The following is a 26,518-nucleotide window of genomic DNA, read 5'->3' as shown; positions in this document are numbered from 1 at the left end:
AGATTGGTGATATTTCTTTGCGGAATTTCTTGTGCGATTTCTCCCTTCGGTCGAAATGACAAAAACTAATATCTTTAGGTTAAATCAATTACTACAAATCAAATTCATCATCCCTTGCCAAAGAATCAACTGGAATTGCAGTCGAATCGAGCGCTTTAATACGTATGAATGAACGTGCATTTCCGGAAATATAAACGGGTCTGAGGCCTCCAATCGTATCTTCAGAAACCAAAACACCACGGCGCAACATTAAGTTGCTTAAGAATTTTTGATTTTTCACAGCAAAGTCCTTTAGATTTCCTTGGTCATTAAACTGATACATAAATTTTCGAGGCTTCGGAATAATAGTAGCCAGGAATAAACATTCATTCAGGGTTAAATCTGCAGGTCTTTTTTGAAAGTAAAAATGACTCGCTTCTCCAATTCCGTATACATTTGGCCCCCATTCGATAATGTTGAAATAAACTTCCAGCATTCTTTCTTTGCTGGCAATTCGGTTATTTTCCAGAATATAAACCAATAAAATTTCTTCCAGCTTTCGCGAAAGTGTTTTCTCACGCGTCAGGAACACGTTTTTAATCAATTGCATGCTTATTGTACTTGCGCCGCGAGAGAATTTTTTAGTTCTAATATTCTTTAAAATCGATTGTTTGAAAGCTTCATTGATAAATCCGCGATGCGAGAAAAACGAAGGATCTTCAGTCGTTAAAACAGATTTTCTTAAATAAGGCGAAATCTGATCTAAAGGCGTATAGTTCGGATTTGCATTTCCAACCAAAATTGGTCGTTGCAGAACATTTTGAATTATGGCACGATAAACAAATTCTCCGTTTAGCTTATTTAAATCGGCTTCACCATATTTAGTAATTCTTAAATCTTCTTTGTTGAGTTTGCTGTCAAAAACTAAATCATTAGGATTGTTTTTGTTGAATTTGAAATCCAGTTTATAATCGAAATTTCCAGTTGCCTCCATACCTTGAAAATGCGTGAATAAACCATCGGGTAATGAAACGATAAAATCTTGCGCTTTCATCTTAGGAATGTTCACTTTCAAAGTGTAAGTAGTGTCTTTTTCTGTATTGTAAGATATATATGGTTTTACTTTTATCTTGTTCAGTTGCATTGTAGAAGTGCTATCGATCGAAATAAAATCATCTCCCAATAAAAAGCGATAATCAAAACGGGCATTTTTAATGACAACGTCTTTACTGGCGATTTTTGGATGAATGATTTTTAAATTACTGATAGATGTAAAGCCGTCAATATGAAGTTCGCTTCCGTCTTTTTCGATATTTTCAACATTTAGTCGGATCGAATCAAAGCTGGCTTTCAAATTATAACGTTCATCTAAATAAGGAACTCTGATAGCTCCGGTGTCTAAATTAAAAAAACGAATATCGGCCTTTTTATTTCTCGGATCTGCAAAACCTTTTATGTTCCAGCGTTGATCAAAATCTTTGCTTTGTACATGAAGATTGGTTTCGAGTTGTTTGTTGTCTAAAATAAGTTTGTTGATTGCAATCGAAGCTTTTTTGCCGTTATCATCAATTCTGAAATTCAGGTTTTCCAACTTCATGTCTGTCGGAACTAAATTCAATAATTTTGAGATAATTCTATAAGCAAAAGTGGCGTATTTGCGTTTTTCGTTTTTATCCGAGTCGGCTTTGTCTTTTTTTAAGAAAGCGTCAAAATTACGCACATTTCCTTTTTTTACCAATTGAATGTAGCCGTTGTCGATTTTTAAAGTTCCAATCTGAACATCGCCAATTAGTAAATTACTTAAACTAATGCTGGTTTCTATTTTATGAATGTGACAGAGAGTGTCGGCATTTTTAGGAACCAGGATAACATCAGTCAATTTAATTCCGGACAAACCATCAAAAGAAGCAGACTTTACAGAAAATGTACTGTTGTATTCTGTATTCATTTTGTTGGTGATTTTCGAAATGGCTTGTTTTAAAAGCGAGTCTCGAAAAAAGTAAAAACCTAAAAAAAGCACTACCAATACTAGTGCAAGTATCAGTAGTGCTTTGTATATTTTTTGTTTTGGAAATTTCATAAAGTAAATTTATAACAAAATTATCCAAAAAGAATACCTGCGACATCCTCAATTTTTGCGACAAGCTCAATTTTGATTCCGGTATTTTTTAAAGCAATTTTATTGTACTTAGATACAAAAATAGTTGTGAATCCTAGCTTTTCGGCTTCCTGAATACGCTGATCCACTCGGTTTACCGGACGAATTTCGCCCGAAAGTCCAACTTCGCCCGCAAAGCAAAAACCTTTTGTTACCGGTATATCTTCGTTCGATGATAAAATGGCAGCAACAACGGCCAGATCAATTGCAGGATCGTCAACAGAAATTCCGCCGGTTACATTCAAAAAGACATCTTTTGCGCCTAAACGAAAACCTGCTCTTTTTTCTAAAACAGCCAAAATCATGTTTAGCCTTTTGGCGTTGTAACCAGTCGTGCTGCGCTGCGGTGTTCCGTAAACTGCGGTACTTACCAGAGATTGAATTTCGATCATAAGTGGTCGCATTCCTTCCATGGTTGTGGCAATTGCAGTTCCCGACATCTCTTCGTCTTTATGAGAGATTAAAATTTCTGACGGATTGCTGACTTCTCGCAATCCGCTTCCCAGCATTTCGTAAATTCCAAGTTCGGCAGTTGAGCCAAAACGGTTTTTTAATGAACGTAAAATTCTGTAAACGTGATTTCTGTCACCTTCAAATTGCAAAACGGTATCTACCATATGTTCCAGGATTTTTGGTCCGGCGATATTTCCGTCTTTCGTAATATGTCCAATTAAAATAACCGGAATATTGGTTTCTTTAGCAAATTTGATTAATTCAGCAGTTGTTTCTCTAATCTGAGAAATACTTCCGGCTGTTGATTCAATATAATCCGTATGCAAAGTCTGAATCGAGTCGATAATGACAATTTCAGGCTGAATGGCTTCAATTTGTTTGAAGATGTTTTGCGTCTTAGTTTCCGTCAAAATATAGCAATTATCGCTATTTGGCGTTATTCTTTCGGCACGCATTTTTATTTGTTTTTGGCTTTCTTCACCAGAAACATATAAAGTTTTATAAGGTAGTTTTAATGATATCTGAAGTAAAAGTGTGCTCTTTCCAATTCCGGGTTCACCTCCCAAAAGTGTCAAAGATCCAGGAACAATTCCACCGCCTAAAACGCGATTCAATTCGCCGTCAGTAGTATTCATTCGAATTTCAAGAGCCGAATCAATTTCGTTAATTTTTAACGGACGTGGCGCTTTACCGTTTGAAGTCGGTTCGCTTTTCCAAGCTACTTTTTCCTGCTTCTGAATGATTTCTTCAGCAATTGTATTCCATTCTTTGCAGGCGTTGCATTGCCCTTGCCATTTAGCATATTGGGTTCCGCAGTTTTGACAAAAAAAAGAAGTTTTAACTTTTGACATTATTTACTGGTTTTTGCAAGTGTATTCATTTGGTCGATTTTCTCGTACATCAAATCTTTGTTTAAATCGCCAATTGGCTCCATTTGTGAAGCATTTTGATATTTTTTAGAAGCTCTCTTAGGATCTCCCATTTTTTCGTACATCAATCCTAATTCATATTCTCCTAACATAGCTTTTGGATAATTTACATTTCCAATTTCGGCCATTTTTCCTAATTCGTCATAGGCATTCTTTTTAAGAATAAGAGTTTCAATAACTTTAAAATCACTCATTCTAACCGGAATTTGAACTCCTAAAACTTTAGACATTACATTGTATTTGTTTTCCAGATAATCTGCATAACCTGTTTCAAGAATAGCAATTTTGTTATTGTATTCAGCAGAATTTATAGGTTTGTAAACTTCGAATATTTGATATAATGCACTTGGAATTGCATGTAAGACCTGCGTATAATGTGTTGTGCCTTTAAATAAATCGTATTTATAATTTACTAACGGATTATTAGCAATTTTAATATTGCTGTCTAATTTTTCTATCGGTTCTTTAATCTTTTTATTATCGCCATCTGCCGCTGATAAGTAGTAGAACAACGGTTCAGTTGTTTTGGCAAACTTTTCAGGTATTCTAACTTCCATTTTATTGGCAAGTTCAGGGCTAAAAGAAATATAAGCATTAAAAAGAGGCTTTTCTTTATACAAATAGAAATTAATAAAACTTGCTGTTACATCATGACCGGCAATAATTCGGAAAGGAGATGTGCGGTATTTTTTTTCGATATAGGGAACTAATTCAGAACCTATAAATTCAAAAAAATCAGCTCCTTTTTCGAACGGAAGACCAGTGCTTTGATCAACAGTTGAATCGTCTTCGCGTTCGTCATTTTTATTTTGGTGGACTCCAATTATAATCACTTCAGGTAAATCTCCCCAATAAGCTCCATAGCTTAAAGCTCCGGAGAAAGGATCAAATAAATAATCCCCATCTAATAAGTATAAAACAGGATATTTTTTTTCAGGATTGGCTTCGTACGATTGAGGAAGTCCAATAGTTATTCTTCGTTCTGTACCAAGTTTTTCAGATTTGATGTTGTCGAATGTTTTCTGCGAAAAGGCAGAAATTGAAATTAAGATAAATAGTAGGTAAACTTTTTTCATGAGTTGGGGCATTTCAGTGAATTAAAAAGTATTGAAATAGTGTAGCAATATAATACTTTATTTGCTTTTTTATTGATGTGGGATTTTAAAAAAGCGATGAAATATTGCGGTTGAATTTATTTTGTTTTAAAGCAAAAGAAATCCTGTTTGTGCAAAAAAAATTTTGACAAACTAAAAGAAAGTTATGATGTAAAAGAAAAACTTAGGTTAACGAATTATCGTTTTCATTTGGGAAAATGATCCAAGGTTTGAAGGTTTTAGCTTCTTCAAATTCCAGGGTTGCATATGAAATGATAATGATGATGTCGTCTTTTTGAACTTTTCTGGCGGCAGGTCCATTCAGAGTAATGTCTCCTGAATTTTTCTCTCCTTTGATAGCGTAAGTTTCAAAACGTTCGCCATTATTGATATTTACAATAGATACTTTTTCACCTTCAATAATATTTGAGGCTTCCAGTAAAGTTTCGTCGATAGTAATACTGCCAATATAATTTAGATCAGCTCCAGTTACTTTTACACGATGAATTTTTGATTTTATAACTTGAATTTGCATGTTGCAAAGGTAAATTAATTTAATGAAATGGTGTCAATCAACCTTATAGAATTAACAAATACCGCTATAAACGCACGATAGTTTTTGTCTGTATTTTTTTGATCTATAGGTAATAATGTAGATTCGTCGGCAATAACAAAATATTCGAGTTCAAATCTTTCGTTGTCTTTGAAAGAATTTTCTACAAATTGAATGGTTTCTTCCGGGCTACTGTTTTTGAAAATTTCTTTTGCTTCGGTTAAAACTTTGTAAATTATTGCCGCTTCTTTTCTTTCTTCAGAAGTTAAACGTTCATTACGGGAACTCATTGCAAGTTGGTTTTCTTCTCTAAAAATAGGACAGCCCACAACATTTACAGGTAAATTAGTCTTTTCGACCATTTTTTTAACGATCTGTAGCTGTTGAAAGTCTTTTTCTCCAAAATAAGCATTTGTTGGGGTAACAATTTCAAACAAACGTTTTACAATTGTTCCAACGCCGTTAAAATGGCCGGGTCTGAATTTCCCTTCCATCTGATTTTCTAAACCATCAAAGTCAAATGACTGCGATATAGTGTGTCCTTCATAAATATCATCTACAGAAGGGGCGTATAAAATTATTTTGTCACTTAAACCTCGCATTTTTTTCACATCTTCTTCAAGAGTTCGCGGGTATTTATCAAGGTCTTCAGGGTTGTTGAACTGGGTTGGATTGACGAAAATACTTACAACTGTATCGTCGTTTTCTTTAAGTGATCTTTGCATTAAAGCCAAATGCCCTTGGTGTAAAGCGCCCATTGTTGGTACAAATCCGATAGTCGAATTCGCAGTTTTGATAGTTTTTAAATAGGCTATCAAAGCTACTTTACCGTAGAAAATATGCATGGCAGTATTATTAAAATTTAGTGCAAACATAATATATTAGTTATAAACTGCATAAATTTTTGTAATTTTGCAACGTTTTTATTACCAAAAATTAAGTAAAATACTATTATGAAAGATAAGAGGATATTATATGTATCATCTGAAGTCGTGCCTTATTTGGCTGAAAATGAGGTTTCTTTAATGTCTTATGACGTTCCAAAAATGATTAACGATCAAGGAGGTCAGATAAGAATTTTCATGCCAAGATATGGAAATATTAACGAGAGAAGACACCAGTTACACGAAGTAATTAGACTTTCAGGAATGAATTTGGTAGTGAATGACTTAGATATGCCATTGATTATTAAAGTAGCTTCAATTCCGAAAGAAAGAATTCAGGTATATTTTATCGATAATGATGAATATTTTAAACGTAAAGCAACTTTTGCTGACGAGGAGGGAGTTTTGTATCCTGATAACGACGAAAGAGCTATCTTTTTTGCAAAAGGAGTTGTAGAAACGGTGAAAAAACTAAACTGGGTTCCGGATATCATCCACGTCCATGGTTGGTTGGCGGCTATGTTGCCAATTTATATGAAGCATTATTATAAAAATGAAGCTTTATTTTCTGAAACTAAGATTGTTACTTCTGTTTATGGACAGTCTTTTGATGAAAATCTGGATTTAGAAATGATTAATAAAGTTAAATTTGATGGTGTTCCTCATGAATCAATTAGCGATTTAGAGACGCCTAATTATGAGAATATCTTAAAGGCTAGTATTTTACATTCTGATGCTGTAATTATTGCTTCAGAAAATGTATCTCCAAGTTTAACAAAATTTATAGAATCTTCAGGAAAACCTTTTTTACCTTTCGCCACGAAAGATGCATTCGCTGAAGCGTATACAAATTTCTATAAAACAATGGGTCTTTAAATTTTAACTTTATTATTAAACATGTACAATACTTCTTTTATTAAGAAAATTCTAGTAGTTGCAACAGTTGTTCTTTTATATTCTTGCGATAAAGATTTTAATGCGATTGGTGATGGTTTGATCGGTGATGATCATTTTGGCTTAGAATTAGAAAAATATGATGTTTTAGCTTTTAATCAAGAAGTTACCCCAGTTCAGTCAAATGGCTTGGGACTTTATGGTTTAGGTATTTTTGATAATCCGGTTTTTGGAACTAGTAGTGCGAATTTTGTTTGTCAGGTTGCTTTGGAAGCGAATGCGCCAACTATTGGTGAATCACCTGAAATAGAAAGTGTAGTACTGACAGTGCCTTACTTTAATCATATAAAAAGTACAAGTGCAGAAGGTGATAATACTTATGTATTAGATTCTATTTATGGAGATCCTAATGGTAAGCTTAAATTAAGTGTTTATGAGTCTGGAGTTCAAATGCGTTCTTCGTATTTTGATGGTGGTTCTCAATTTGCTCAGTTATATTATACAGATCAGGATCCTGATTTTTTTGCTAATAAATTTGTAGATCCAACGACTGGTAAACCGCTTAATGATTCTGATGATGTGACAGAAAACGAGGCATTCTTTTTTAATCCTAAAGAAACTGTAGTAGTTACTAAAGATGATGCGGGTAAGGAAACGAAAACGAGAATTGCTCCGCAAATGACGTTGAATTTGAATAAGAATTTTTTCTTAAATAAAATTCTAAAAGCGCCAGCTGTAAAACTTTCAGCCCCAAGTCTTTTTCAGGAATATTTTAGAGGTCTGTATTTTAAAGTTGAAAAATCAGGTAGCAATCCAACTAATTTAGCCTTGTTAGATTTTTTCAAACAAGGAGGTGCTAATGCTAAAATCACGATTAAATACAAAGCAAAGACTGCTATAACGACTGATCCTGATGCGACAATGGAGGATAAGTCATTGATTATTAATTTGTCAGGAGCTGCTGCCAGTTTGTATAATGACAATAAAAATTCTGCTTACAACACTGCAATAACAAGTCCAAATAAAACTGCAGGAGATGAAAGACTTTATTTAAAAGGAGGTCAAGGTTCTGTTGCTGTAATTGAATTGTTTGGTAAGACTGATTTGATTGGATATGATGCAAATGGTGTTTTAGAGAATAAACCTAACGGAGTTCCGGATCAATTAGACGAAATCAGGAATAATGTTAAAACAAAGAATTGGCTTGCTAATGAAGCAAACTTGGTTTTTTCTATCGATTCAGATAAAATGGCTGGAACTCATGAGCCACAACGAGTTTATCTATATGATTTAGATAATAGTTTACCACTAGTAGATTACCTTTCAGATGGAAGTTCTGGGGTGGTTAATGGTGTTAAAATGTCAAAAATTGTTTATAGCGGTATTATTAATATAGATGCTACTACTAAAAGAGGTACATCATATAAAATTATATTAACGAATCATATTCGTAATATTATCAAAAATGCAACTGTAAAAAACGTAAAATTAGGGTTGGTAGTTACTGGTGATATTAGTACAGTAACTTCAAGTAAATTAAAAAATAGAATTTTAATTGATCCTAGTAAGCCAAATGAATATTTTTCAGAGGCACCAAGAGCTTCAGTAATGAGTCCATTAGGAACAGTATTGTTTGGTGGTAATATTCCTTCAGGTGATGCGAATTATGCTAAAAGACTGCAACTGCAAGTTTACTACACGAAACCAAATTAATAAATAATATATGTGTGGAATTGTTGGATATATCGGTCATCGAGAGGCTTATCCTATTGTTATAAAAGGATTAAAGCGGCTCGAATACAGAGGATATGATAGTGCTGGTGTTATGTTGTATGACGCCGAATCAGGTGTAAAACTTTGTAAAACAAAAGGGAAGGTTTCGGATCTTGAAGCTAAGGCGAAAGATAATTTTAACGTAAACGGTACTATTGGAATTGGGCATACACGTTGGGCTACTCATGGGGTTCCAAATGATGTAAATTCACACCCTCATCTTTCTAATTCGGGAGATTTGGTTATTATTCACAATGGAATCATTGAGAATTATGCACCGCTTAAAGAAGAATTAATTAAAAGAGGTTACACTTTTAAATCGGATACAGATACTGAAGTTTTAGTTAATCTGATTGAAGAAGTTCAAAAGAAAGAAAATATAAAACTTGGAAAAGCAGTTCAAATTGCTTTAAATCAAGTAGTAGGTGCTTATGCAATTGCGGTTTTTGATAAAAAAAATCCAAATGAAATTGTAGCAGCAAGATTAGGAAGTCCATTGGCTATTGGGGTTGGAGAAGGAGAGTATTTTATCGCTTCTGATGCTTCACCTTTTATTGAATACACTTCTAATGCAATTTATCTTGAAGATGGTGAAATGGCAAACATTAGATTGCACAAGCCGCTTAAAGTTAGAAAAATTAAAGATGACTCTTTAGTAGATCCTTATATTCAGGAGCTTCAAATGAATTTGGAGCAAATTGAAAAGGGAGGTTACGACCACTTTATGCTTAAAGAAATCTACGAACAGCCAAGTGTTATCAAAGATACATACAGAGGAAGGCTTCATGCAAATGAAGGAATTGTTCAGATGGCTGGAGTTGAAGATAATCTTGAAAAATTCTTGAATGCAAAAAGAATTCTGATTGTAGCTTGTGGTACTTCATGGCATGCAGGATTAGTTGCAGAATATATTTTTGAAGAATTTACTCGTATTCCTGTTGAAGTAGAATACGCTTCTGAATTTAGATACAGAAATCCAATTATAAATAAAGACGATGTCGTTATCGCAATTTCTCAATCTGGAGAAACAGCTGATACAATGGCTGCTATTAAATTGGCTAAAGAAAACGGAGCATTCGTTTTTGGGGTTTGTAATGTTGTTGGTTCTTCAATTTCGAGAGAAAGTCATGCAGGTGCATACACACACGCAGGGCCTGAAATTGGGGTAGCTTCGACTAAAGCATTTACAACTCAAATCACTGTTTTGACTATGATCGCCTTGAGATTAGGAAAAGCAAAAGGAACGTTGTCAAATACTGATTTCCATACTTATTTGCAAGAATTAGAAATAATTCCTGAAAAAGTAGCTGAAGCATTAGAAACTAACGACAGAGCAAAAGAGATTGCTGCAGCTTTTAAAGATGCGCCAAACTGTTTGTACTTAGGTCGTGGCTATAATTTTCCGGTAGCTCTTGAGGGTGCATTGAAACTTAAAGAGATCTCTTATATTCATGCTGAAGGTTATCCTGCTGCTGAAATGAAGCACGGTCCGATTGCTTTAATTGATGAGCATATGCCTGTTATTGTAATTGCGCCTAAACAAGGACATTATGATAAAATTGTAAGTAACATTCAAGAGATTAAATCTAGAAGTGGTAAAATTATTGCCGTAGTTACAAAAGGTGATACACAGGTTCGTGAATTGGCTGATTATGTAATTGAAATTCCAGAAACTTCAGATGCATTATCTCCGCTAATCACCACAATACCATTGCAATTGCTTTCTTATTATATTGCAGTAATGAGAGGTTGTAATGTAGATCAACCACGAAACTTAGCAAAATCAGTTACGGTAGAGTAGTTGTAATAAAATATTTAAAATGTTAAAAAAGCGAGATTTATGTCTCGCTTTTTTTTATTGTCAAATTTTTTTTCTGTCCCATGTATTTTTATTAAATCCTCATTTTTTTGCTCAAAAATAATATGTATGCATAGTATTTAGGATTGAATAACTTTATTATTTGGTTTTTATTTAATAAAAGCAATTAACGAATAGTTAAAATTGTAGCATATTTTATGCGGAATGTTTATTTTTTTTAACATTTTTTTATTAATATTAAAAATATTTGTATTTTGGCTAGATAATCTAACCAAAAACTAACCCAAATGAGAGTGTACTTGCTAATTATGTTGTTTTTCTGCGGAATTTCCTTTGCGCAGAATACAATTACTGGTTCTGTTACTGACGGTAACAAACAATCTATTCCTGGTGCTAACATCAGTGTTGTAGGAGATCGAAGTGCTGTTTCTACTGACTTCGATGGTTCGTTTAAGTTAACAACTTCGGCTAAGCTGCCTTTTACGATTAAAGTGTCTGTTGTTGGGTTTACGTCTAAAACCGTAAACATTACAACGGCAAATCAGCAGGTAAATGTTGTTCTTAAAGATGAAGAGAATAAGCTTGACGAGATTGTGGTTTCTGCTTCAAGAACTCCTGAGCGTGTTTTGGAATCACCCGTTACTATTGAAAGAATGGGAATTCAGGATATCAAAAAGACAGCTTCACCATCTTTTTATGATGGTCTGGAGAATTTGAAAGAGGTTCAGATGAATACCAGTAGTATGTCTTTTAAATCTATTAACACGAGAGGTTTTGCTACGGTGGCAAATACTCGTTTTATGCAATTGGTGGATGGAATGGATAATTCATCTCCATTGTTAAACTTTGTTTTAGGAAACATGATTGGTGTTTCTGAAATTGATGTTCAAAGTGTGGAGTTGTTACCTGGAGCGTCATCTGCTCTGTACGGTGCGAATGCTTTTAATGGAATTTTATTTATGAATAGTAAAAGTCCGTTTAATTATCAAGGAGTTTCGGTGTATTTTAAAATGGGGCAAACTTCTCAGGAGGCTGCCGGAACTAATAACTATTATGATTTTGGGATGAGATTTGCTCATGCTTTCAATAAATACTTTGCGGCCAAAGCAAATTTCACGTATATGCAGGCGACTGACTGGTATGCAACAAATTATGCTGATAAAACAACTGCCGGAATTGATAGAAGTAATCCAAATTATGATGGAATAAATGTTTACGGTGATGAAGTTTCAACAAATATAAAAGGTGTTGGTCAGACATTGGCTGGTATGGGATTGATTCCTGCCGGAGCAGTAAATTTATTGCCAAATACTAATGTAAGTAGAACGGGTTATAACGAAATAGATCTTACAGATAATAAAGCGGCAAATACTAAAATTGATTTTTCATTCCATGTTAGACCTTTTGGTGATGAAAGATTAGAGATTATCTGGCAAAGTAAATTTGGTTTTGGTAATGCAGTTTATCAAGGTGCAAATAGATATTATTTGAATGACTTTGCGATGCAGCAACATAAAATTGAATTTAAAGGAAAGAATTTTTTTGTTAGAGGATATACAACATCAGAAGATGGCGGGCACTCTTACGATATGGTATTTACAGGAATCAATGTAGATAGGAAATGGAAAGATGATAAAACTTGGTTTGGTCAATATGCAGGAGCGTACATCCAATCTACTTTAGGTGGTGCTTCTCCTGAACAAGCTCATGCAGCTGCAAGAACTACTGCGGATACAGGTCGTTTCTTGCCTGGAACAGCAGAATTTAAAAATGCTTTTAATCAGGTAATAAATGATGAAAGTGTATTGACAGGTTCTAAGCTTGTGGATAATTCCAGAATTTATCATTCTGATGCAAATTATAATTTTAAAGACATGATCAAATTTGCTGAAATTCAAGTTGGTGGATCTTTTAGATTGTATGAGTTGAATTCTCACGGTAGAATTTATACAGATGCAGATGGCCCTATTAATTATAATGAATATGGAGCGTATACACAATTGATGAAAAAATTCATGGATGATAGATTAAAGTTTACGGGGTCTATCCGTTATGATAAATCTAAAAACTTTGATGGTAATTTTTCGCCTAGATTATCTCTTGTTTATTCAGGTGGGGAGAAGAAAAATCATAATTTCAGAGGATCATTTCAAACAGGTTTCAGAAATCCTTCTACGCAAGATCAATATATTGGTTTCAATATCGGAAACGCTGTCTTGATTGGTTCTGCTCCTGATAACTTGACAAGATTTAGCGAAACTTTTAATCTAAGTACTGAAGGGCAATCGTATAGTGGTGGAAGTACAACAAAAAATATGACGGGTGTTGATGCTTATAATAACTCATATGTGGCAAGCTCGGTAACTGCTTTTGCTGCAATGGCGGGAAGCAATCCAATTGCGGCTGCAGCATTGTTGAAAAAAGCAACAGCTAATTATGTTAAACCAGAAGAAGTGAAAGCTTTTGAGTTAGGCTACCGTTCTGTTATTAATGGTTTCTCAGTTGATATTAACGGTTACTACAATATTTATAATAATTTCATAGGAAACCTTAATGTTATTTCTACTTACTATGGTACGGCTCAGGATAATCCTAATCTTGCAGCGGGACCAACAGATCCAGGGTTTCAATCAGTGAGAGGGATCCAAAACGGTGAATATAGAGCATATCAGTTGTATACTAATTCAGATGTAGAGATTCATTCTCTTGGGTTTGGTGTTGGGCTTTCCAGAAAAATTATTGCTGATTTTGAATTGGGGTTAAATTATAATTATGCTCAATTTGATTTTGATCAGGCAAAAGATCCAAGTTTTGAAGCTGGTTTCAATACTCCAAAACACAGAATTAAAGCGTCTATTGGAAATGAGAAAGTGTTGAAGAATTTAGGCTTTAATGTAAGTGCAAGATGGAATAGTGAATATATGTGGGAATCAAATTTTGCTGATGGTATGATTGAGTCTGCAACAGTAATAGATGCGCAAATTAATTATGCAGTGCCAAAATTAAAATCTGTGTTCAAGTTAGGAGCTGCAAATATTGGAGGAAAAGAATATACTCAGGTAATTGGAGCTGGATTAATTGGTCAGCAGTATTTTGCTTCATGGACAATCAATCCGTAATAGCGGTTTTCAGGTAAAACAAATATGTTATATGCTTTTTTAGAAAGTGATAATTTTAAAATATATAAATTATGATAAAAAATTTCAAATGGCTTTTATTGGTTTCGTTGACCTTTATAGCCTGTAATAATGATGATTCTCCGGCAACCGTAATCGATTCTTCTGATGGATTGCCTTTGACTGCAGGAACAGCTAATTTTTCAAAATATGTTGCATTAGGGAATTCTTTGACATCCGGTTTTAGTGATGGAGCGCTTTTTAAAAGAGGTCAGGAAGGAGCTTATACAAATATTATTGCACAACAGTTTAAACTTGTTGGGGGTGGGGAGTTTAAAATTCCTTATACAAATGATAATATTGGTGGATTGCTTTTTTCGGGACAAGTAAACCCGGCTTTTGGTCCGAGATTATTTTTTAACGGATCGGCACCGGTTCCTGTGACAGGAGCATCAACGACAGAGGTTTTTAATCCTGCAATTGTTGCGGCTGGACCTTATAACAATACGGGTGTTCCCGGGGCAAAAAGTTTTCATTTATTGTCTCCAACATATGGTGCTGCTGCAGGTTTGGCAAATGGAACCGCAAATCCTTATTATGTACGTTTTGCTCCAAATGGAACAACTTCGGTTTTGGCTTATGCTATGAGTCAAGCGCCTACATTCTTTTCTTTATGGATAGGAAATAACGATGTTTTGGGATATGCAACTTCTGGAGGTGATGGTACAAATCCAATTACGCCTGCAAGTGGAGCTGCGGGAGTTGGTTTTGATGGAACTTATGCTGCTCTTGTTACGACACTGACTTCGGGTGGCGCAAAAGGAGTTGTGGCTAATATTCCTTATGTAACTTCAATTCCGTTTTTTAAGACAGTTCCTTATAATCCTTTAACGGCTTCTGCAATAGGTAAAGGTAATGTTGCAGTTGGTACGGCAACAATAAATGCACTTAATGCACAATTGTATGGTCCGTTAAAACAAGCTTTAACTGCTTTTGGTGCTGGTAGCCGAATTAATTTATTGTCAACAACCGCTGCAAATCCTTTATTGATAAAAGATGAATCTCTGCCAAACTTGTCAGCACAATTAACAGTGGCTTTTGCATCATTAGGTCCACAGACAGCCGCTTTTTATGGTGCTGTATTTGGGCAGGCGCGTCAGGCAACAGCAACTGATTTAGTTCTTTTGACAACGCAGTCTGCTATCAGCGCTGCGCCAACTGCAGCTGATTCTGGACTGGGATCTGCGCCGCCGGCACCTTTGAATAGTTTCGGAATTACATACCCTCTTCAGGACAAACATGTATTGATTCCAACAGAGATCACAGAATTACGAGTGGCAACAGATGCATACAATGCTACGATTAAGTCGCTTGCTGATTCTAAAGGTTTAGCTTTTGTTGATGCAAACGCTATTATGGCAAAAATTGACCAATCCGGAATCGAGGCGAATAGTTTTACAATGTCGTCAACATTTGTAACAGGAGGAACTTTTTCTTTAGATGGGGTTCATCCTTCTCCAAGAGGATATGCATTTATTGCAAACAAGTTTATTGAAGCGATTAATGCAAAATATGGATCAAATCTTAAAGGAGTGAATGTAGGGAATTACCAAATTCTATACCCTGCAACATTACAGTAAGCCAATTTTTTTAGTAAGAAAGTCGCACATTTCTAAAATGTTGTGACTTTTTTTTATTTTGTTAAAAAATGCTTTTTTGGTTGTTTTAGGCTTGACTTTTAGGAATCAAACAAAATCATAGTATTTTTTATTAAAAAAAAATTGATTTTATATTTTAAAAAATTATCTTTGCGCTCTGAAAAAAGAGGTATTTTCGATAAACCTAAATAGCTATTTAATAAATACATAAGTAATGTCAAAAGTAATAGGAAAAGTTGCTCAAATCATTGGACCAGTAGTTGACGTAGTTTTCAACGGTAAGGATGTTGAACTTCCAAAAATTTATGATTCACTAGAAATCACTAAAAAAGACGGAACATTGTTAGTTCTAGAAGTACAATCTCACATTGGTGAAAACACTGTTCGTACAATCTCTATGGACTCTACAGACGGTTTGTCAAGAGGATATGAGGTAGTTGGAACTGGTAATCCAATCCAAATGCCAATCGGTCCAGATGTATATGGAAGATTATTCAATGTAATTGGAGATGCAATTGATGGTTTAGGAAACTTGCCAAAAACAGGAGAAAACGGTTTGTCTATTCACAGACAAGCTCCTAAATTTGAAGATTTATCAACTTCGTCAGAAGTTTTATTCACAGGTATTAAAGTAATCGATTTGATCGAGCCTTATGCAAAAGGAGGTAAAATTGGATTGTTTGGTGGTGCAGGTGTTGGTAAAACGGTATTGATCCAGGAGTTGATTAACAATATTGCAAAAGGTCACGGTGGACTTTCAGTATTCGCAGGAGTAGGTGAAAGAACACGTGAAGGAAATGACTTACTTCGTGAGATGTTAGAGTCAGGAATTATTAAATACGGTGATGATTTCATGCACTCTATGGAAAATGGAGGATGGGATTTATCTAAAGTAGATATGCCAGGAATGAGAGAGTCTAAAGCTACTTTCGTTTTCGGACAAATGAATGAGCCTCCTGGAGCTCGTGCTCGTGTAGCACTTTCAGGATTATCTATCGCTGAATATTTCCGTGATGGAGCTGGAACTGATCAAGGTAAAGACGTATTGTTTTTCGTTGATAATATCTTCCGTTTTACACAAGCAGGTTCTGAGGTATCAGCACTTTTAGGACGTATGCCTTCTGCAGTAGGATACCAACCAACTTTGGCAACAGAGATGGGAGCTATGCAAGAGCGTATTACATCTACAAATAAAGGATCTATTACATCTGTACAAGCGGTTTACGTTCCTGCGGATGACTTAACTGACCCGGCACCAGCAACAACGTTTGCTCACTTAGATGCTACAACAGTATTGTCTCGTAAAATTGCTGAGTTAGGTATTTATCCAGCGGTTGACCCGTTAGATTCTACTTCAAGAATTTTGACTCCTCAAATTTTAGGAAATGAGCACTACGATTGTGCACAAAGAGTAAAAGAGATTCTTCAAAAATACAAACAATTGCAAGATATTATCGCAATTCTTGGTATGGAAGAATTATCTGAAGAAGATAAATTATCTGTATCTAGAGCACGTCGTGTTCAACGTTTCTTATCTCAACCTTTCCACGTAGCGGAGCAATTTACAGGTATTCCTGGAGTTTTGGTTGATATTAAAGATACTATCAAAGGATTCAACATGATTATTGACGGTGAATTAGATCACCTTCCAGAATCTGCTTTCAACTTGAAAGGTTCTATTCAGGATGCTATCGAGGCTGGAGAAAAAATGTTGGCTGAAGCATAATCTAGTTTTCAGTATTCTGTCGCAGTATTCAGTACTGAGACTGTTAACTGAGACTGTAAACTAAAAAAAGATGATTTTAGAAATAGTATCACCAGAAGCAAAATTATTTTCAGGAGAAGTAACATCAGTTACATTGCCTGGAGTTGATGGAAGCTTTCAAATATTGAATAATCACGCTCCTATTGTTTCTATTTTGGAAAAAGGAACTGTAAAAATTGCAGCGCCAAGTTTCAAGTTTTCTAAAGAAGTAGCGGGTAAATTCACGAAAGTAAATGAGCAAACTTATACATTAGAAATTGCATCAGGTACTATCGAGATGAAAGACAATAAAGTAATTGTTTTAGTTGACTAAAAACAATTTCAGAATAAATAAAAAAGCCAAACAGTATTGTTTGGCTTTTTTTTGTTTTCGATTATTTTCGATTGGTGATTTTGTATTATTGTATTATTCCCCAAAAGCCACTAGAAACATAAGCATTTACAGTAAGTCCCGAGATAATTGCCCAAGAGATAATTCCGAATGTGCTAATGCCAAAGGCTTTTGCAAATTGAAGTTTAGTGCTTTTATTTAAAAACCTGTAATAAAAAAGCGTAAAGTAAAATAGCTGAAAAAGTAGAAAAAGCAAAGCCTGATAATTAGACGACAGGTGAAATAATAAAGAAATCGGTAAAATTAAAAGGGTATTGATTAATATACAAAAGCCCAGCATGTACATGCCTGCAACCAGATGCTCTGTATAGTTGTAGTTTTCTTTTTTATAAAACAACCAGAAAAAGAATGCAGTAAGAGGTAAAGCCATCATTGCCATTAAATTAGAATATTTTTTCATGAAATGAATCATTTTTTCTTTTCGTTCATAAAGATGTATGATTTTTTCTTTTTGAATAGGATCAGAAATAGCACTAAGTTCCTTGTTTTCTTTTGGGATATCGATAGGAGGTGTTTCTTTTGGAATATTGGAAATGAAAACAAAAATAGCAGCTACCAATAGGAAGAAATTTAGTGGAGGAAAGTATTTTTTTCTTTTTCCATTTATATATTCTTTGGCTACAACGCCACTTTTTAGTGTCAAATCCCTAATAAGCTGAAAAATTCCTTTGTCTGCATGTGTAAAATAATGAACAGCTTCGTGAAAAATTTCATGTGGATTTATTCGATGTAAATGGACTTTCTGGCTACAATTTGAACAATAATTAAAGTTGGAGTAATTAGATGTTTCACAGTTTTTACAAATTATCTTCATTTTTTCTTTTTAATAAAATGTGTAAATTATTGGTAGTTAGTTTGTCGTTTTAAAATTAGGAAAAAAAATAATTAACAATTGTTTAAAATTCAAATTATAGACAGCGGGAGATATCAAAGCTGCTGTTTATTTAAAATTGACTTCAATTTCATAACTTTGCTTTTATGAAATTACCAGAAAACTTGATTGAAAAGCTTGAAAACCGAAAGCAAAATAATTCGTTAAGACGATTACCGAGTTTTAATAATCTTGTCGATTTTTCTTCTAATGATTATATAGGCTTTTCGAAATCAGAAACTATTTTTAAGCAAGCGCACCATTATTTAATAGAAAATGATATTATTCAGAATGGCGCGACAGGTTCAAGGTTAATTTCGGGGAATCATTCTCTTTATCAAAATACTGAAGTTTTTATTGCTGAGTTTCATGAGGCTGAATCGGCTTTAATATTTAATTCGGGCTACGATGCCAATGTTGGCTTTTTTAGCGCTGTACCACAGCGAAATGATGTTATTTTGTATGATGAATTAAGTCATGCATCAATTCGGGATGGAATTATAATGTCGAATGCAAAATCGTATAAATTCAATCATAACGATTTTGAAGATCTAGAACGTCTTATTTTAAAATTTCCTGATACAAATATTTATATCGTTACTGAGACCGTTTTTTCTATGGATGGTGATTGTCCTAACTTAGAAGAATTGGTCTTTCTTTCTGAAAAATACAATTGTTATTTAGTTGTTGATGAAGCGCATACTCTGGGTGTTTTTGGAGAAAAAGGCGAAGGCTTAGCGCAATATCTGGAATTACATCACAGAATTTTTGCCCGAATAATGACTTTCGGAAAAGGTTTAGGATGCCATGGCGCCGTTGTTTTAGGAAGTCAGGAACTTAAAGAATATCTCGTAAACTTTGCCAGAAGTTTTATTTATACTACAGGATTATCTCCACATTCTGTTTCGACAATCTTGTTAGCTTATCAGCATTTAGAAATTGAAAAACTGACTATCGAAAAATTACGTCAAAACATCATATTTTTCAATCAGCAGAAAAACTTGTTGGGCTTAAAGCCAATGTTTGTTCGAAGTAAATCAGCAATACAATCAGCAATTGTTCCTGGTAATGAAAATGTAAAACGATTGGCGCAACAACTACAAGACAAAGGTTTTGATGTTAAACCAATACTTTCACCAACAGTGCCCGAAGGACAGGAACGTCTTCGTTTTTGTATTCATAGTTATAATTCGGAAGAAGAAATAAATCAGATTTTAGCGTTATTAAGCAACTTTGTATTTTAATTATGGATGAAAATTTTAAGTTAGTCAGAAGTTATCAGTACTCTGCTGAAGCTCAGATTTTTTGCGGTAAATTAGAATCAGAAGGTGTCGAAGTGTATTTGAGAGACATGAATACAGTAGATTCAAATCCTATTTGGAGCAATGCTGTAGGAGGAGTTAAACTTTTTGTAAAAAGCCAGGATTTTGAAAAGGCAAATAAAATTTTGTCTGATATTAGTCAGTTTTCATTTAATGAAAATAATGAATTGATAAAATGTCTGAGTTGTGGTGCAGAAGAAATAGAAATGGTAACTTCAATAAAAGACACAAAAACACTTTTAGCTTTTGTCTTTTCGTTACTTTTTGTTTTGATGCCTTTTTATTCAAAACACCGATACAAATGCAATATTTGCAAAGTTGAGTTTGATTGATAATATAGTACTCTTAAAAAAAAAATGATGTCCTTAATCCCTAGTTTCTATGGGATTTCGAAAAAAGTTTAATTTTTTTTGTAACGTTTTGATTATTCGATTACTTACGACCCGTAATCAAATAAAACCAAAACAATTATGAAAACCATTTCAACTTTAGCAAAAAAAGGTATTTGTAACCTTGTAATTTTTTTGACTGCCATTCAGGTAAGTTACTCTCTAGTAAGTCATATTTTTTATGGAAAACCACAACCGGATTTTCTAGTGGTAATTCTTTGTCTTTTCGTATCGACTTTTGCTTCTTTGAAAAAGAGAGAATTGGGTAAAGAATAATCGGAGTTTTAATCATCAAATTAATTAATAAAATCAATCAATTTAAAAAATTATCACAATTATGAAAACAATCTCAACTTCAGTTAGCGAAAAAATATTCAATTTCGTATTTGTCTCTTTAACTTCTGCAGGACTTGGATATGCTTTAGTCAATCAGTTCATTTTAGACAAGCCAAATAAAGATTTACTTTTACTTACGATCTGTCTTTTTTTTGCATCATTGGCCTCTTGGCAGAGAAAAAAGTATAGTAAATCATAGTTTAAATTCAATCATCAATCAATCATTTTAAGTTTGTCAATCAAATTATCATCAATCAATTAATCAATCAATATTATGAAAAATTTATTTACATCAGTAATAGCTGCAATCACAATTGTTTTTAGCGGAACGACTCAAGCGCAAACAAAATCTCCAAAACTTGAAAATTCACTTTTATGGGAAGTGTCAGGAAACGGATTAGCAAAACCTTCTTATTTGTATGGAACAATTCATATGATTTGTTCGGGAGATTATTTTCTTTCGGAAAAAACAAAAAAAGCCTTTGAAGCCTCTGATAAATTAGTTTTAGAAGTCAACTTTTCTGATCCAAAAGAAACGTCCGAAATGCAGCAATTGGCAATGGGAAAAGAACCTTTAAGCAAAACATTAAGTGCTGAGGAATTGTCTAAATTAGATGCTATTTTGAAAAGGACATCGGGAATGACAGTGCAGCAAGTAGACAGTTTTAATTTAATGACTGTGATGAGTTTAGTAATAATGAAATCTTTTGGATGCCCAGATATGAAATTTTACGAAATGGAATTTATAGAACAGGCTAAAAAAAGAAATATTGAAGTTAGCGGACTTGAAACCATTAAGTCGCAGTTTGCAATTCTTGAAAATGCATATTCTAATGATAAAATTATTACAATGTTAGAAGAGTCAACTCCTGAAGAAATGACGAAATTGGTTACGGCCTATAAATCTGAAAATCTTAATGATTTGTATTTAATAACTAATGATAAGCGATTTACAAGTGAGAAAACCAGAAAGATTATTCTTGATGACAGAAATGTAAATTGGGTTCAGCAAATTCCTGCAATGATAAAAAAAGAAAGTGTATTTTTTGCGGTAGGTGCAGGGCATTTAGTTGGTGAAGAAGGAGTAATTAATTTGTTAAGAAAAGCAGGGTATAAAGTAAAACCAGTAATGAAATAGTATTGTTTTGAAAGAAAAAGAGCAAGAATTTTTAAATCGGATAGAAAAGCACAAAGGAATTTTATATAAAGTTTCTAAGATGTACATGGATAACTCTGATGATCAACAAGATTTGTTTCAGGAGATTATTTGTCAGCTTTGGAAATCGTATGATTCTTTTAGAAATGAAAGTCAATTTTCGACTTGGATGTATCGAGTTGCCGTTAATACTGCCATTGTTTTCTTAAAGAAAGAAAAACGAAAGGTTGATAAATATGAAATTGCTTCGGAAAATATCAAAGATGATGAGGGTGATTCTCATATCAAGGAAAGTCAAATTGATCATTTTTACAAAGCGGTTCAGAAATTAGAAAAAATCGATAAAGCTATTATTTTCTATCAGTTAGAAGGTTTTTCTCATAAAGAAATTGGCGAAAATTTAGGTATTTCTGAAGTGAATGCCAGAGTAAAATTAAACAGAGCAAAAGAAAAATTAAAAGAAATAATTAAAAATCAAGGATATGGATTTTAACGATATACAAAACGCATGGAATAACGAGAAGACCGAAAATGTGGTTCTTCCGGATAATCTGGAAAAAATACAATCGGCAAACACGCCTTTAGATAAAATAAGAAAAAATCTAAAAAATGAATTTATTTATCAAATCATCTCGATAATTTTTATCGGATTCTTACCATTTATCTATCATTTTGAGACGAAAATGATCGTACCTTTTTACTTGCTTTTTAGCATATTTGTTGCTGTTTGTGTTTATTATTTGGTAAAGTTATATTTGTTTTACAGACGATTAAGCGCGATTACATTAAAAACAAAAGACAGCTTGTATGAAACGTATTTCGATGTGAGATTGAATATGGAATTGTATAAAACTTTTGGGTTTGCGTTAACTCCTTTTATGATTTTATTTTTAATTGGATTTCTATACACTAAGTTTTCAAAAGATTCTAATTTTCAATTTACTGATTTTACGAACCCACAATTAATTAGTGTCTTTTGTGTAGTTACATTCTCTATTTTGTTTATAGGATTGGCATTAGAGTGGTGGGTACATCATTTTTATGGAAAATATGCTAAAGAAATCAGAAAAGTGATAGACGAACTAAAAGAAGAATAATCAAAAACAATAAACCCATCGTAATGATGGGTTTTGTTTTTATTGGTATTTTTGCAGAAACAAATTATTGCTCAGAGATTCTGAAAGAACACCACAAAGTTGTACGAACTATTTTGTGAATCTCTGTGAAACAAATGCCTATGAAATTATTTATAACAGGAATTTCAACTGATGTTGGTAAAACGGTAACTTCAGCAATTGTTGTGGAGGCTTTAGAAGCCGATTATTGGAAACCTATTCAAGCTGGAGATCTGGATTTTAGTGATACACATAAAGTAAAATCTCAAATCTCAAATTCAAAATCTCAATTCTACCCAAATGCTTATGAGTTAAACACGCCCGCAAGTCCGCATTTGGCAGCAGAAATTGACGGAATTACAATTGATATTAAAAATATCATTGAGCCCAAAACGGAAAACCATTTGGTTATCGAGGGCGCTGGTGGAATTTTTGTTCCGTTAAACGAGAAAGATACAATTGTAGATTTGATTCAACCCGATTATAAAGTAATTGTGGTTTCAAGACATTATTTAGGAAGTATAAATCATACATTGTTAACTATTGAGGCGATTCAGCATCGTGGTTTTCAAGTTGCCGGAATTATCTTTAGCGGAAGCGAAAACAAATCGACAGAAAGTTTGATCCTGAACAAAACCGGAATTAGATGTATTGGAAGAATTGAAGAAGAACCGTATTTCGATCAAAGTGTAATTAAAGAATATGCTGATTTGTTTAGAGAGAATTTACGTAATTTATAGCGGAAAGAAGATAGAATAAAGAAAATAGACTTTCTTATCTTTGTCAAAATTGTAGAGTTTAGTCTTTTTTCTATACTCTAACATCTATATTCTAAACAACATGACATTAACAGAAAAAGACAGCCAATACCTTTGGCATCCTTATACACAGCATAAAACGGCACAAACTCCAATTGCAATTTCAAGAGGCGAAGGCGCATTACTTTGGGATGAAAACGGAAAAGAATATATTGATGCTATTGCCTCATGGTGGGTAAACCCTTTTGGGCATAGTAATAAATTTATTGCCGATGCGATTTACAAGCAATTAACAACTTTAGAACATGTTTTGTTTGGCGGTTTTACACATGAACCGGCCATAAAAGTGGCAGAAAAGCTTATTGAAATTTTACCTAATAATCAGCAAAAGATTTTCTTTTCTGATAATGGTTCGACGGCGGTAGAAGTGGCTATAAAAGTTGCTTTGCAGTATTTCTTCAATAAAAATGAAAAACGAACTACTATAATTGCTTTCGAAAATGCATTTCACGGAGATACTTTTGCGGCGATGGCAGCAAGCGGAATTTCATTTTATACACAGGCTTTTCAAGGTATGTTTATAGACGTAGTTCGAATTCCGGTTCCTGTAAAAGGAAAAGAACAAGAGAGTTTCGATGCCTTGAAAAATGTTATTAAAAGTCATAATTGTGCTGGTTTTATTTTTGAACCTTTAGTACAAGGAGCCGCGGGAATGGTGATGTATGAACCTGAAGCGCTTGGTGAATTAATACAGATTTGTGTAGCAAATAATGTTTTAACAATTGCTGACGAAGTAATGACGGGTTTTGGAAAAACAGGAAAAACCTTTGCGATGGATTACGTTTCAGAACAGCCCGATATGATTTGTTTGTCTAAGGCTTTGACTGGAGGAACTATCCCTATGGCGATTACGACTTTTACGCAAGAAGTTTTTGATGCTTTTTATGATGATGATATTAATAAAGCGTTGTTTCATGGACATACTTTTACGGCAAATCCAACAGGATGTGCTGCAGCTTTGGCAAGTATCGATTTATTGCAGACATCTGAAATGCAAGAGAATATTCAGAGGATAAATAAAAGTCATTTGATCTTTCAGAAAAAAATAGAAAATCACTCAAAAGTAATTACTGCCAGAACATTGGGGGTTATTTTTGCGGTTGAAATCAAATCAGATTCAGAAGAGAGTTATTACGGTTCAATGCGAACTAAGTTGTATAATTTCTTTATTGAAAAAGGAGTTGTTTTACGTCCGGTAGGTAATATAGTTTACATTTTACCTCCTTACATCATGACCGATGATCAACTTCAGAAAGTGTATTCAATTATTGAAGAAGCCATAGAAATGGTATAGTCATTTAATACTGTGTGTGTTATATACGGTTCAATTAAATCTAACAATCGCAAACTTTGCGATTAAAAAATTACAACATTGAATAATAAAATATCAATAACGGCTTTTTCTTCCATTTCTCCGTTGGGAAATAATGCAGAAGAAGTTTGGGGAAAATATCTTGAGAATCAACATTGTTTTACGAGACGATTTTTAGATCAGCAAGAAACTTCGATTGCAGCTTTAAGTGAAGACTCAAAACAGATTATTGCTGAAGTTAGAGAATCAGATATAAAATATAAGTTTTTAGATGATTCGGTTTTATTTGCGTTGGGAGCTTCGCGAAAAGCCGTTGAGCAAGCTGGATGGAATTCTGATGATGTTTTTGGAATTAACATTGGTTCATCCAGAGGCGCTACAGATTTGTTCGAAAAGCATTATAAAGAATATATAGATACAGGAAAGGCTCAAACTTTGGCTTCTCCAACAACTACTTTAGGCAATATATCGTCTTGGATTGCGCATGATTTACAAAGTGTAGGTCCTGAAATTTCGCATTCTATTACTTGTTCAACAGCACTTCATGCATTGTTAAATGGGGTTGCATGGCTAAAATCTGGAATGGCAGATAAATTTTTAGTTGGTGGAAGTGAAGCTCCTTTGACTGATTTTACAATTGCTCAGATGCGTGCTCTAAAAATATATTCCCGAATTAATCAAGATGAAGAGCCTTGGCCAAATCTCGCTTTTGATTTTGACAAGACGCAAAACACAATGATTTTAGGTGAAGGTGCGGCGGTTTGTTGTTTAGAATCTGGTGAAAAAGAGAATGCTATTGCTTATGTAACAGGAGTTGGTTATGCAACTGAGATTTTAGAGCATAATATTTCAATTTCTGCCGAAGCAACTTGTTTTCAAAAATCGATGAAAATGGCATTGAAAGATTTAGATCTGAAAACTGTTGATGCGATTGTAATGCATGCTCCCGGAACTATAAAAGGAGATTTAACGGAATTACGTGCTATTGAAAAAGTTTTTGGAACTGATTTACCTTTATTAACCACTAATAAGTGGAAGATAGGACACACTTTTGGAGCATCTGGAATTTTGAGTTTAGAATTGGCTCTTTTAATGATTCAACGCGATACTTTTATTGGAGTGCCTTTTGGAATGCAGCAGAATCAAGTTAAATCGATTAAAAAAGTTTTAATTAATGCAGTTGGTTTTGGTGGAAATGCAGTTAGTATTTTGATTGAAAAACCATAATAAACTAATTCTGATTTATTGGTTTTCTGCTTTTTCTAAAGAAGTAACTTTTTCGTAAACCAAGTTACTTTCGTATCCTCGGCGTAACATGTAGTCGCAGAATTTTTTTCTCTTTTTTAAGATGTTTTTTTCCTGCAAGCTATTCCAGGATCTTTCGGCTAATTGCTCGAATGTATTTTCGTATTCTTCGGGTTCTATTTCTTTTAAAGCCAGAGTGATATTTGTAGATGATATTTGCTTGGCTTTTAGTTCGTTTACGATTCTGATTTTACCCCAATGTTTAATTCTGTGTTTGCCTCTTGCAAAACTGCAGGCAAAACGGGTTTCGTTTAAAAAATTGCCTTCAATTAATTGAACTATGATATTGTCGATTTCGTCGTTGGTCATTTTTAAGCTGTAAAGTTTCGAAGTAACCTCTGCATGACAACGTTCCTGATACGCACAAAAGTGTTCTAGTTTTTGTAAAGCTTCTTTTGGTGTACAAGTTGTATTCATGGTGTTTTTTT

24 protein-coding genes are annotated in these 26,518 nt (G+C 33.8%); 17 read left to right on the top strand and 7 right to left on the bottom strand.

From position 1 onward, the window contains the following. Positions 1-91: 91 nt before the first annotated feature. From ACHRVZ_RS07350 to panC, 5 genes are all read right to left on the bottom strand, one after another. Complete coding sequence (locus ACHRVZ_RS07350; protein WP_395421616.1) at positions 92-2,059, bottom strand: transglycosylase domain-containing protein; 1,968 nt, start codon at positions 2,057-2,059, stop codon at positions 92-94. A 20-nt stretch (positions 2,060-2,079) separates the two neighbouring features. Then, a complete protein-coding gene (gene radA, locus ACHRVZ_RS07345) occupies positions 2,080-3,441 on the bottom strand; it encodes a DNA repair protein RadA (RefSeq protein ID WP_395421615.1) in 1,362 nt (453 codons plus the stop codon). Continuing rightward, positions 3,441-4,595 carry an alpha/beta hydrolase gene (locus tag ACHRVZ_RS07340; protein WP_395421613.1) on the bottom strand — a complete coding sequence of 385 codons (1,155 nt, stop codon included), beginning with the start codon at positions 4,593-4,595 and terminating at the stop codon, positions 3,441-3,443. The genes radA and ACHRVZ_RS07340 overlap by 1 nt, the downstream gene beginning before the upstream one ends. Before the next feature lie 202 nt (positions 4,596-4,797). Further along, positions 4,798-5,148, bottom strand: a complete 351-nt coding sequence (panD, locus tag ACHRVZ_RS07335; RefSeq protein WP_041520307.1) for an aspartate 1-decarboxylase — start codon at positions 5,146-5,148, stop codon at positions 4,798-4,800. A 14-nt stretch (positions 5,149-5,162) separates the two neighbouring features. After that, entirely contained in the window at positions 5,163-6,041 is an 879-nt protein-coding gene (gene panC / locus ACHRVZ_RS07330) for a pantoate--beta-alanine ligase (RefSeq protein WP_395421612.1), read from the bottom strand. A gap of 78 nt (positions 6,042-6,119) precedes the next feature. Between panC and ACHRVZ_RS07325 the strand changes: the two genes are divergently transcribed. The 7 genes from ACHRVZ_RS07325 (at position 6,120) to ACHRVZ_RS07295 (ending at position 17,388) form a co-directional block, all read left to right on the top strand. Next, entirely contained in the window at positions 6,120-6,926 is an 807-nt protein-coding gene (locus ACHRVZ_RS07325) for a glycogen/starch synthase (protein ID WP_395421610.1), read from the top strand. A 21-nt stretch (positions 6,927-6,947) separates the two neighbouring features. Next, a complete protein-coding gene (locus tag ACHRVZ_RS07320) occupies positions 6,948-8,657 on the top strand; it encodes a DUF4270 domain-containing protein (RefSeq protein ID WP_395421609.1) in 1,710 nt (569 codons plus the stop codon). Between the two features lie 10 nt (positions 8,658-8,667). Continuing rightward, positions 8,668-10,518 carry a glutamine--fructose-6-phosphate transaminase (isomerizing) gene (gene glmS, locus ACHRVZ_RS07315; protein ID WP_395421607.1) on the top strand — a complete coding sequence of 617 codons (1,851 nt, stop codon included), beginning with the start codon at positions 8,668-8,670 and terminating at the stop codon, positions 10,516-10,518. Positions 10,519-10,823: 305 nt separating this feature from the next. Next, a complete protein-coding gene (locus tag ACHRVZ_RS07310) occupies positions 10,824-13,655 on the top strand; it encodes a TonB-dependent receptor domain-containing protein (RefSeq protein WP_395421606.1) in 2,832 nt (943 codons plus the stop codon). Between the two features lie 71 nt (positions 13,656-13,726). Then, the gene (locus tag ACHRVZ_RS07305) at positions 13,727-15,292 is read left to right on the top strand and encodes a G-D-S-L family lipolytic protein (RefSeq protein ID WP_395421605.1); all 1,566 of its coding nucleotides are present in this window, start codon (positions 13,727-13,729) and stop codon (positions 15,290-15,292) included. 232 nt (positions 15,293-15,524) lie between these two features. Beyond that, positions 15,525-17,036 (top strand): F0F1 ATP synthase subunit beta, encoded by a 1,512-nt coding sequence (atpD, locus tag ACHRVZ_RS07300; RefSeq protein ID WP_007808159.1) that lies wholly within the window; start codon positions 15,525-15,527, stop codon positions 17,034-17,036. Between the two features lie 70 nt (positions 17,037-17,106). Further along, a complete protein-coding gene (locus ACHRVZ_RS07295; RefSeq protein WP_395421604.1) occupies positions 17,107-17,388 on the top strand; it encodes a F0F1 ATP synthase subunit epsilon in 282 nt (93 codons plus the stop codon). An 85-nt stretch (positions 17,389-17,473) separates the two neighbouring features. Here ACHRVZ_RS07295 and ACHRVZ_RS07290 read toward each other — a convergent pair whose 3' ends face one another. Then, entirely contained in the window at positions 17,474-18,280 is an 807-nt protein-coding gene (locus tag ACHRVZ_RS07290; RefSeq protein ID WP_395421602.1) for a DUF3667 domain-containing protein, read from the bottom strand. A gap of 164 nt (positions 18,281-18,444) precedes the next feature. Between ACHRVZ_RS07290 and ACHRVZ_RS07285 the strand changes: the two genes are divergently transcribed. The 10 genes from ACHRVZ_RS07285 (at position 18,445) to ACHRVZ_RS07240 (ending at position 26,012) form a co-directional block, all read left to right on the top strand. Further along, positions 18,445-19,581, top strand: coding sequence for an aminotransferase class I/II-fold pyridoxal phosphate-dependent enzyme (locus ACHRVZ_RS07285; RefSeq protein WP_395421601.1), 1,137 nt, complete (start codon positions 18,445-18,447; stop codon positions 19,579-19,581). Positions 19,582-19,583: 2 nt separating this feature from the next. Then, on the top strand, positions 19,584-19,991 hold the full coding sequence (locus ACHRVZ_RS07280; protein WP_395421600.1) for a DUF2007 domain-containing protein: 408 nt from the start codon (positions 19,584-19,586) through the stop codon (positions 19,989-19,991). A 138-nt stretch (positions 19,992-20,129) separates the two neighbouring features. Further along, a complete protein-coding gene (locus ACHRVZ_RS07275) occupies positions 20,130-20,324 on the top strand; it encodes a hypothetical protein (RefSeq protein ID WP_395421599.1) in 195 nt (64 codons plus the stop codon). 61 nt (positions 20,325-20,385) lie between these two features. Continuing rightward, positions 20,386-20,583, top strand: a complete 198-nt coding sequence (locus ACHRVZ_RS07270; RefSeq protein WP_395421598.1) for a hypothetical protein — start codon at positions 20,386-20,388, stop codon at positions 20,581-20,583. A gap of 75 nt (positions 20,584-20,658) precedes the next feature. Then, positions 20,659-21,522 carry a TraB/GumN family protein gene (locus ACHRVZ_RS07265; RefSeq protein ID WP_395421596.1) on the top strand — a complete coding sequence of 288 codons (864 nt, stop codon included), beginning with the start codon at positions 20,659-20,661 and terminating at the stop codon, positions 21,520-21,522. 7 nt (positions 21,523-21,529) lie between these two features. Further along, positions 21,530-22,033: an RNA polymerase sigma factor gene (locus tag ACHRVZ_RS07260; RefSeq protein ID WP_395421595.1), complete on the top strand. Its 504-nt coding sequence runs from the start codon at positions 21,530-21,532 to the stop codon at positions 22,031-22,033. Continuing rightward, positions 22,023-22,637 (top strand): hypothetical protein, encoded by a 615-nt coding sequence (locus ACHRVZ_RS07255; RefSeq protein ID WP_395421594.1) that lies wholly within the window; start codon positions 22,023-22,025, stop codon positions 22,635-22,637. Before ACHRVZ_RS07260 ends, ACHRVZ_RS07255 begins: the two co-directional genes overlap by 11 nt. A gap of 140 nt (positions 22,638-22,777) precedes the next feature. Next, on the top strand, positions 22,778-23,395 hold the full coding sequence (bioD, locus tag ACHRVZ_RS07250; protein ID WP_395421592.1) for a dethiobiotin synthase: 618 nt from the start codon (positions 22,778-22,780) through the stop codon (positions 23,393-23,395). A gap of 100 nt (positions 23,396-23,495) precedes the next feature. After that, positions 23,496-24,767, top strand: a complete 1,272-nt coding sequence (gene bioA, locus ACHRVZ_RS07245) for an adenosylmethionine--8-amino-7-oxononanoate transaminase (RefSeq protein WP_395421591.1) — start codon at positions 23,496-23,498, stop codon at positions 24,765-24,767. 78 nt (positions 24,768-24,845) lie between these two features. Beyond that, complete coding sequence (locus ACHRVZ_RS07240) at positions 24,846-26,012, top strand: beta-ketoacyl synthase N-terminal-like domain-containing protein (protein WP_395421590.1); 1,167 nt, start codon at positions 24,846-24,848, stop codon at positions 26,010-26,012. A 15-nt stretch (positions 26,013-26,027) separates the two neighbouring features. Here ACHRVZ_RS07240 and ACHRVZ_RS07235 read toward each other — a convergent pair whose 3' ends face one another. Continuing rightward, positions 26,028-26,507 (bottom strand): regulatory protein RecX, encoded by a 480-nt coding sequence (locus tag ACHRVZ_RS07235; protein ID WP_395421589.1) that lies wholly within the window; start codon positions 26,505-26,507, stop codon positions 26,028-26,030. Between the last annotated feature and the right edge of the window lie 11 nt (positions 26,508-26,518).

The organism is Flavobacterium sp. FlaQc-57, assembly GCF_044007395.1.
In the GTDB taxonomy this organism is placed as follows: Bacteria; Bacteroidota; Bacteroidia; order Flavobacteriales; family Flavobacteriaceae; genus Flavobacterium.
Note: the sequence above shows the minus strand (reverse complement) of the source record. Positions and strands in the feature narration are given on the sequence as shown.

What these genes read in the sequence shown, in the direction of transcription:
- atpD (WP_007808159.1), top strand. Translation starts at nt 15,525, where the DNA reads ATGTCAAAAGTAATAGGAAAAGTTGCTCAAATCATTGGACCAGTAGTT.
- ACHRVZ_RS07340 (WP_395421613.1), bottom strand. Translation starts at nt 4,595, where the DNA reads ATGAAAAAAGTTTACCTACTATTTATCTTAATTTCAATTTCTGCCTTT.
- ACHRVZ_RS07255 (WP_395421594.1), top strand. Translation starts at nt 22,023, where the DNA reads ATGGATTTTAACGATATACAAAACGCATGGAATAACGAGAAGACCGAA.
- panD (WP_041520307.1), bottom strand. Translation starts at nt 5,148, where the DNA reads ATGCAAATTCAAGTTATAAAATCAAAAATTCATCGTGTAAAAGTAACT.
- glmS (WP_395421607.1), top strand. Translation starts at nt 8,668, where the DNA reads ATGTGTGGAATTGTTGGATATATCGGTCATCGAGAGGCTTATCCTATT.
- ACHRVZ_RS07350 (WP_395421616.1), bottom strand. Translation starts at nt 2,059, where the DNA reads ATGAAATTTCCAAAACAAAAAATATACAAAGCACTACTGATACTTGCA.
- ACHRVZ_RS07235 (WP_395421589.1), bottom strand. Translation starts at nt 26,507, where the DNA reads ATGAATACAACTTGTACACCAAAAGAAGCTTTACAAAAACTAGAACAC.
- ACHRVZ_RS07275 (WP_395421599.1), top strand. Translation starts at nt 20,130, where the DNA reads ATGAAAACCATTTCAACTTTAGCAAAAAAAGGTATTTGTAACCTTGTA.
- ACHRVZ_RS07265 (WP_395421596.1), top strand. Translation starts at nt 20,659, where the DNA reads ATGAAAAATTTATTTACATCAGTAATAGCTGCAATCACAATTGTTTTT.
- ACHRVZ_RS07310 (WP_395421606.1), top strand. Translation starts at nt 10,824, where the DNA reads ATGAGAGTGTACTTGCTAATTATGTTGTTTTTCTGCGGAATTTCCTTT.
- ACHRVZ_RS07290 (WP_395421602.1), bottom strand. Translation starts at nt 18,280, where the DNA reads ATGAAGATAATTTGTAAAAACTGTGAAACATCTAATTACTCCAACTTT.
- ACHRVZ_RS07320 (WP_395421609.1), top strand. Translation starts at nt 6,948, where the DNA reads ATGTACAATACTTCTTTTATTAAGAAAATTCTAGTAGTTGCAACAGTT.
- ACHRVZ_RS07270 (WP_395421598.1), top strand. Translation starts at nt 20,386, where the DNA reads ATGAAAACAATCTCAACTTCAGTTAGCGAAAAAATATTCAATTTCGTA.
- ACHRVZ_RS07280 (WP_395421600.1), top strand. Translation starts at nt 19,584, where the DNA reads ATGGATGAAAATTTTAAGTTAGTCAGAAGTTATCAGTACTCTGCTGAA.
- ACHRVZ_RS07285 (WP_395421601.1), top strand. Translation starts at nt 18,445, where the DNA reads ATGAAATTACCAGAAAACTTGATTGAAAAGCTTGAAAACCGAAAGCAA.
- bioA (WP_395421591.1), top strand. Translation starts at nt 23,496, where the DNA reads ATGACATTAACAGAAAAAGACAGCCAATACCTTTGGCATCCTTATACA.
- ACHRVZ_RS07295 (WP_395421604.1), top strand. Translation starts at nt 17,107, where the DNA reads ATGATTTTAGAAATAGTATCACCAGAAGCAAAATTATTTTCAGGAGAA.
- ACHRVZ_RS07325 (WP_395421610.1), top strand. Translation starts at nt 6,120, where the DNA reads ATGAAAGATAAGAGGATATTATATGTATCATCTGAAGTCGTGCCTTAT.
- panC (WP_395421612.1), bottom strand. Translation starts at nt 6,041, where the DNA reads ATGTTTGCACTAAATTTTAATAATACTGCCATGCATATTTTCTACGGT.
- radA (WP_395421615.1), bottom strand. Translation starts at nt 3,441, where the DNA reads ATGTCAAAAGTTAAAACTTCTTTTTTTTGTCAAAACTGCGGAACCCAA.
- bioD (WP_395421592.1), top strand. Translation starts at nt 22,778, where the DNA reads ATGAAATTATTTATAACAGGAATTTCAACTGATGTTGGTAAAACGGTA.
- ACHRVZ_RS07305 (WP_395421605.1), top strand. Translation starts at nt 13,727, where the DNA reads ATGATAAAAAATTTCAAATGGCTTTTATTGGTTTCGTTGACCTTTATA.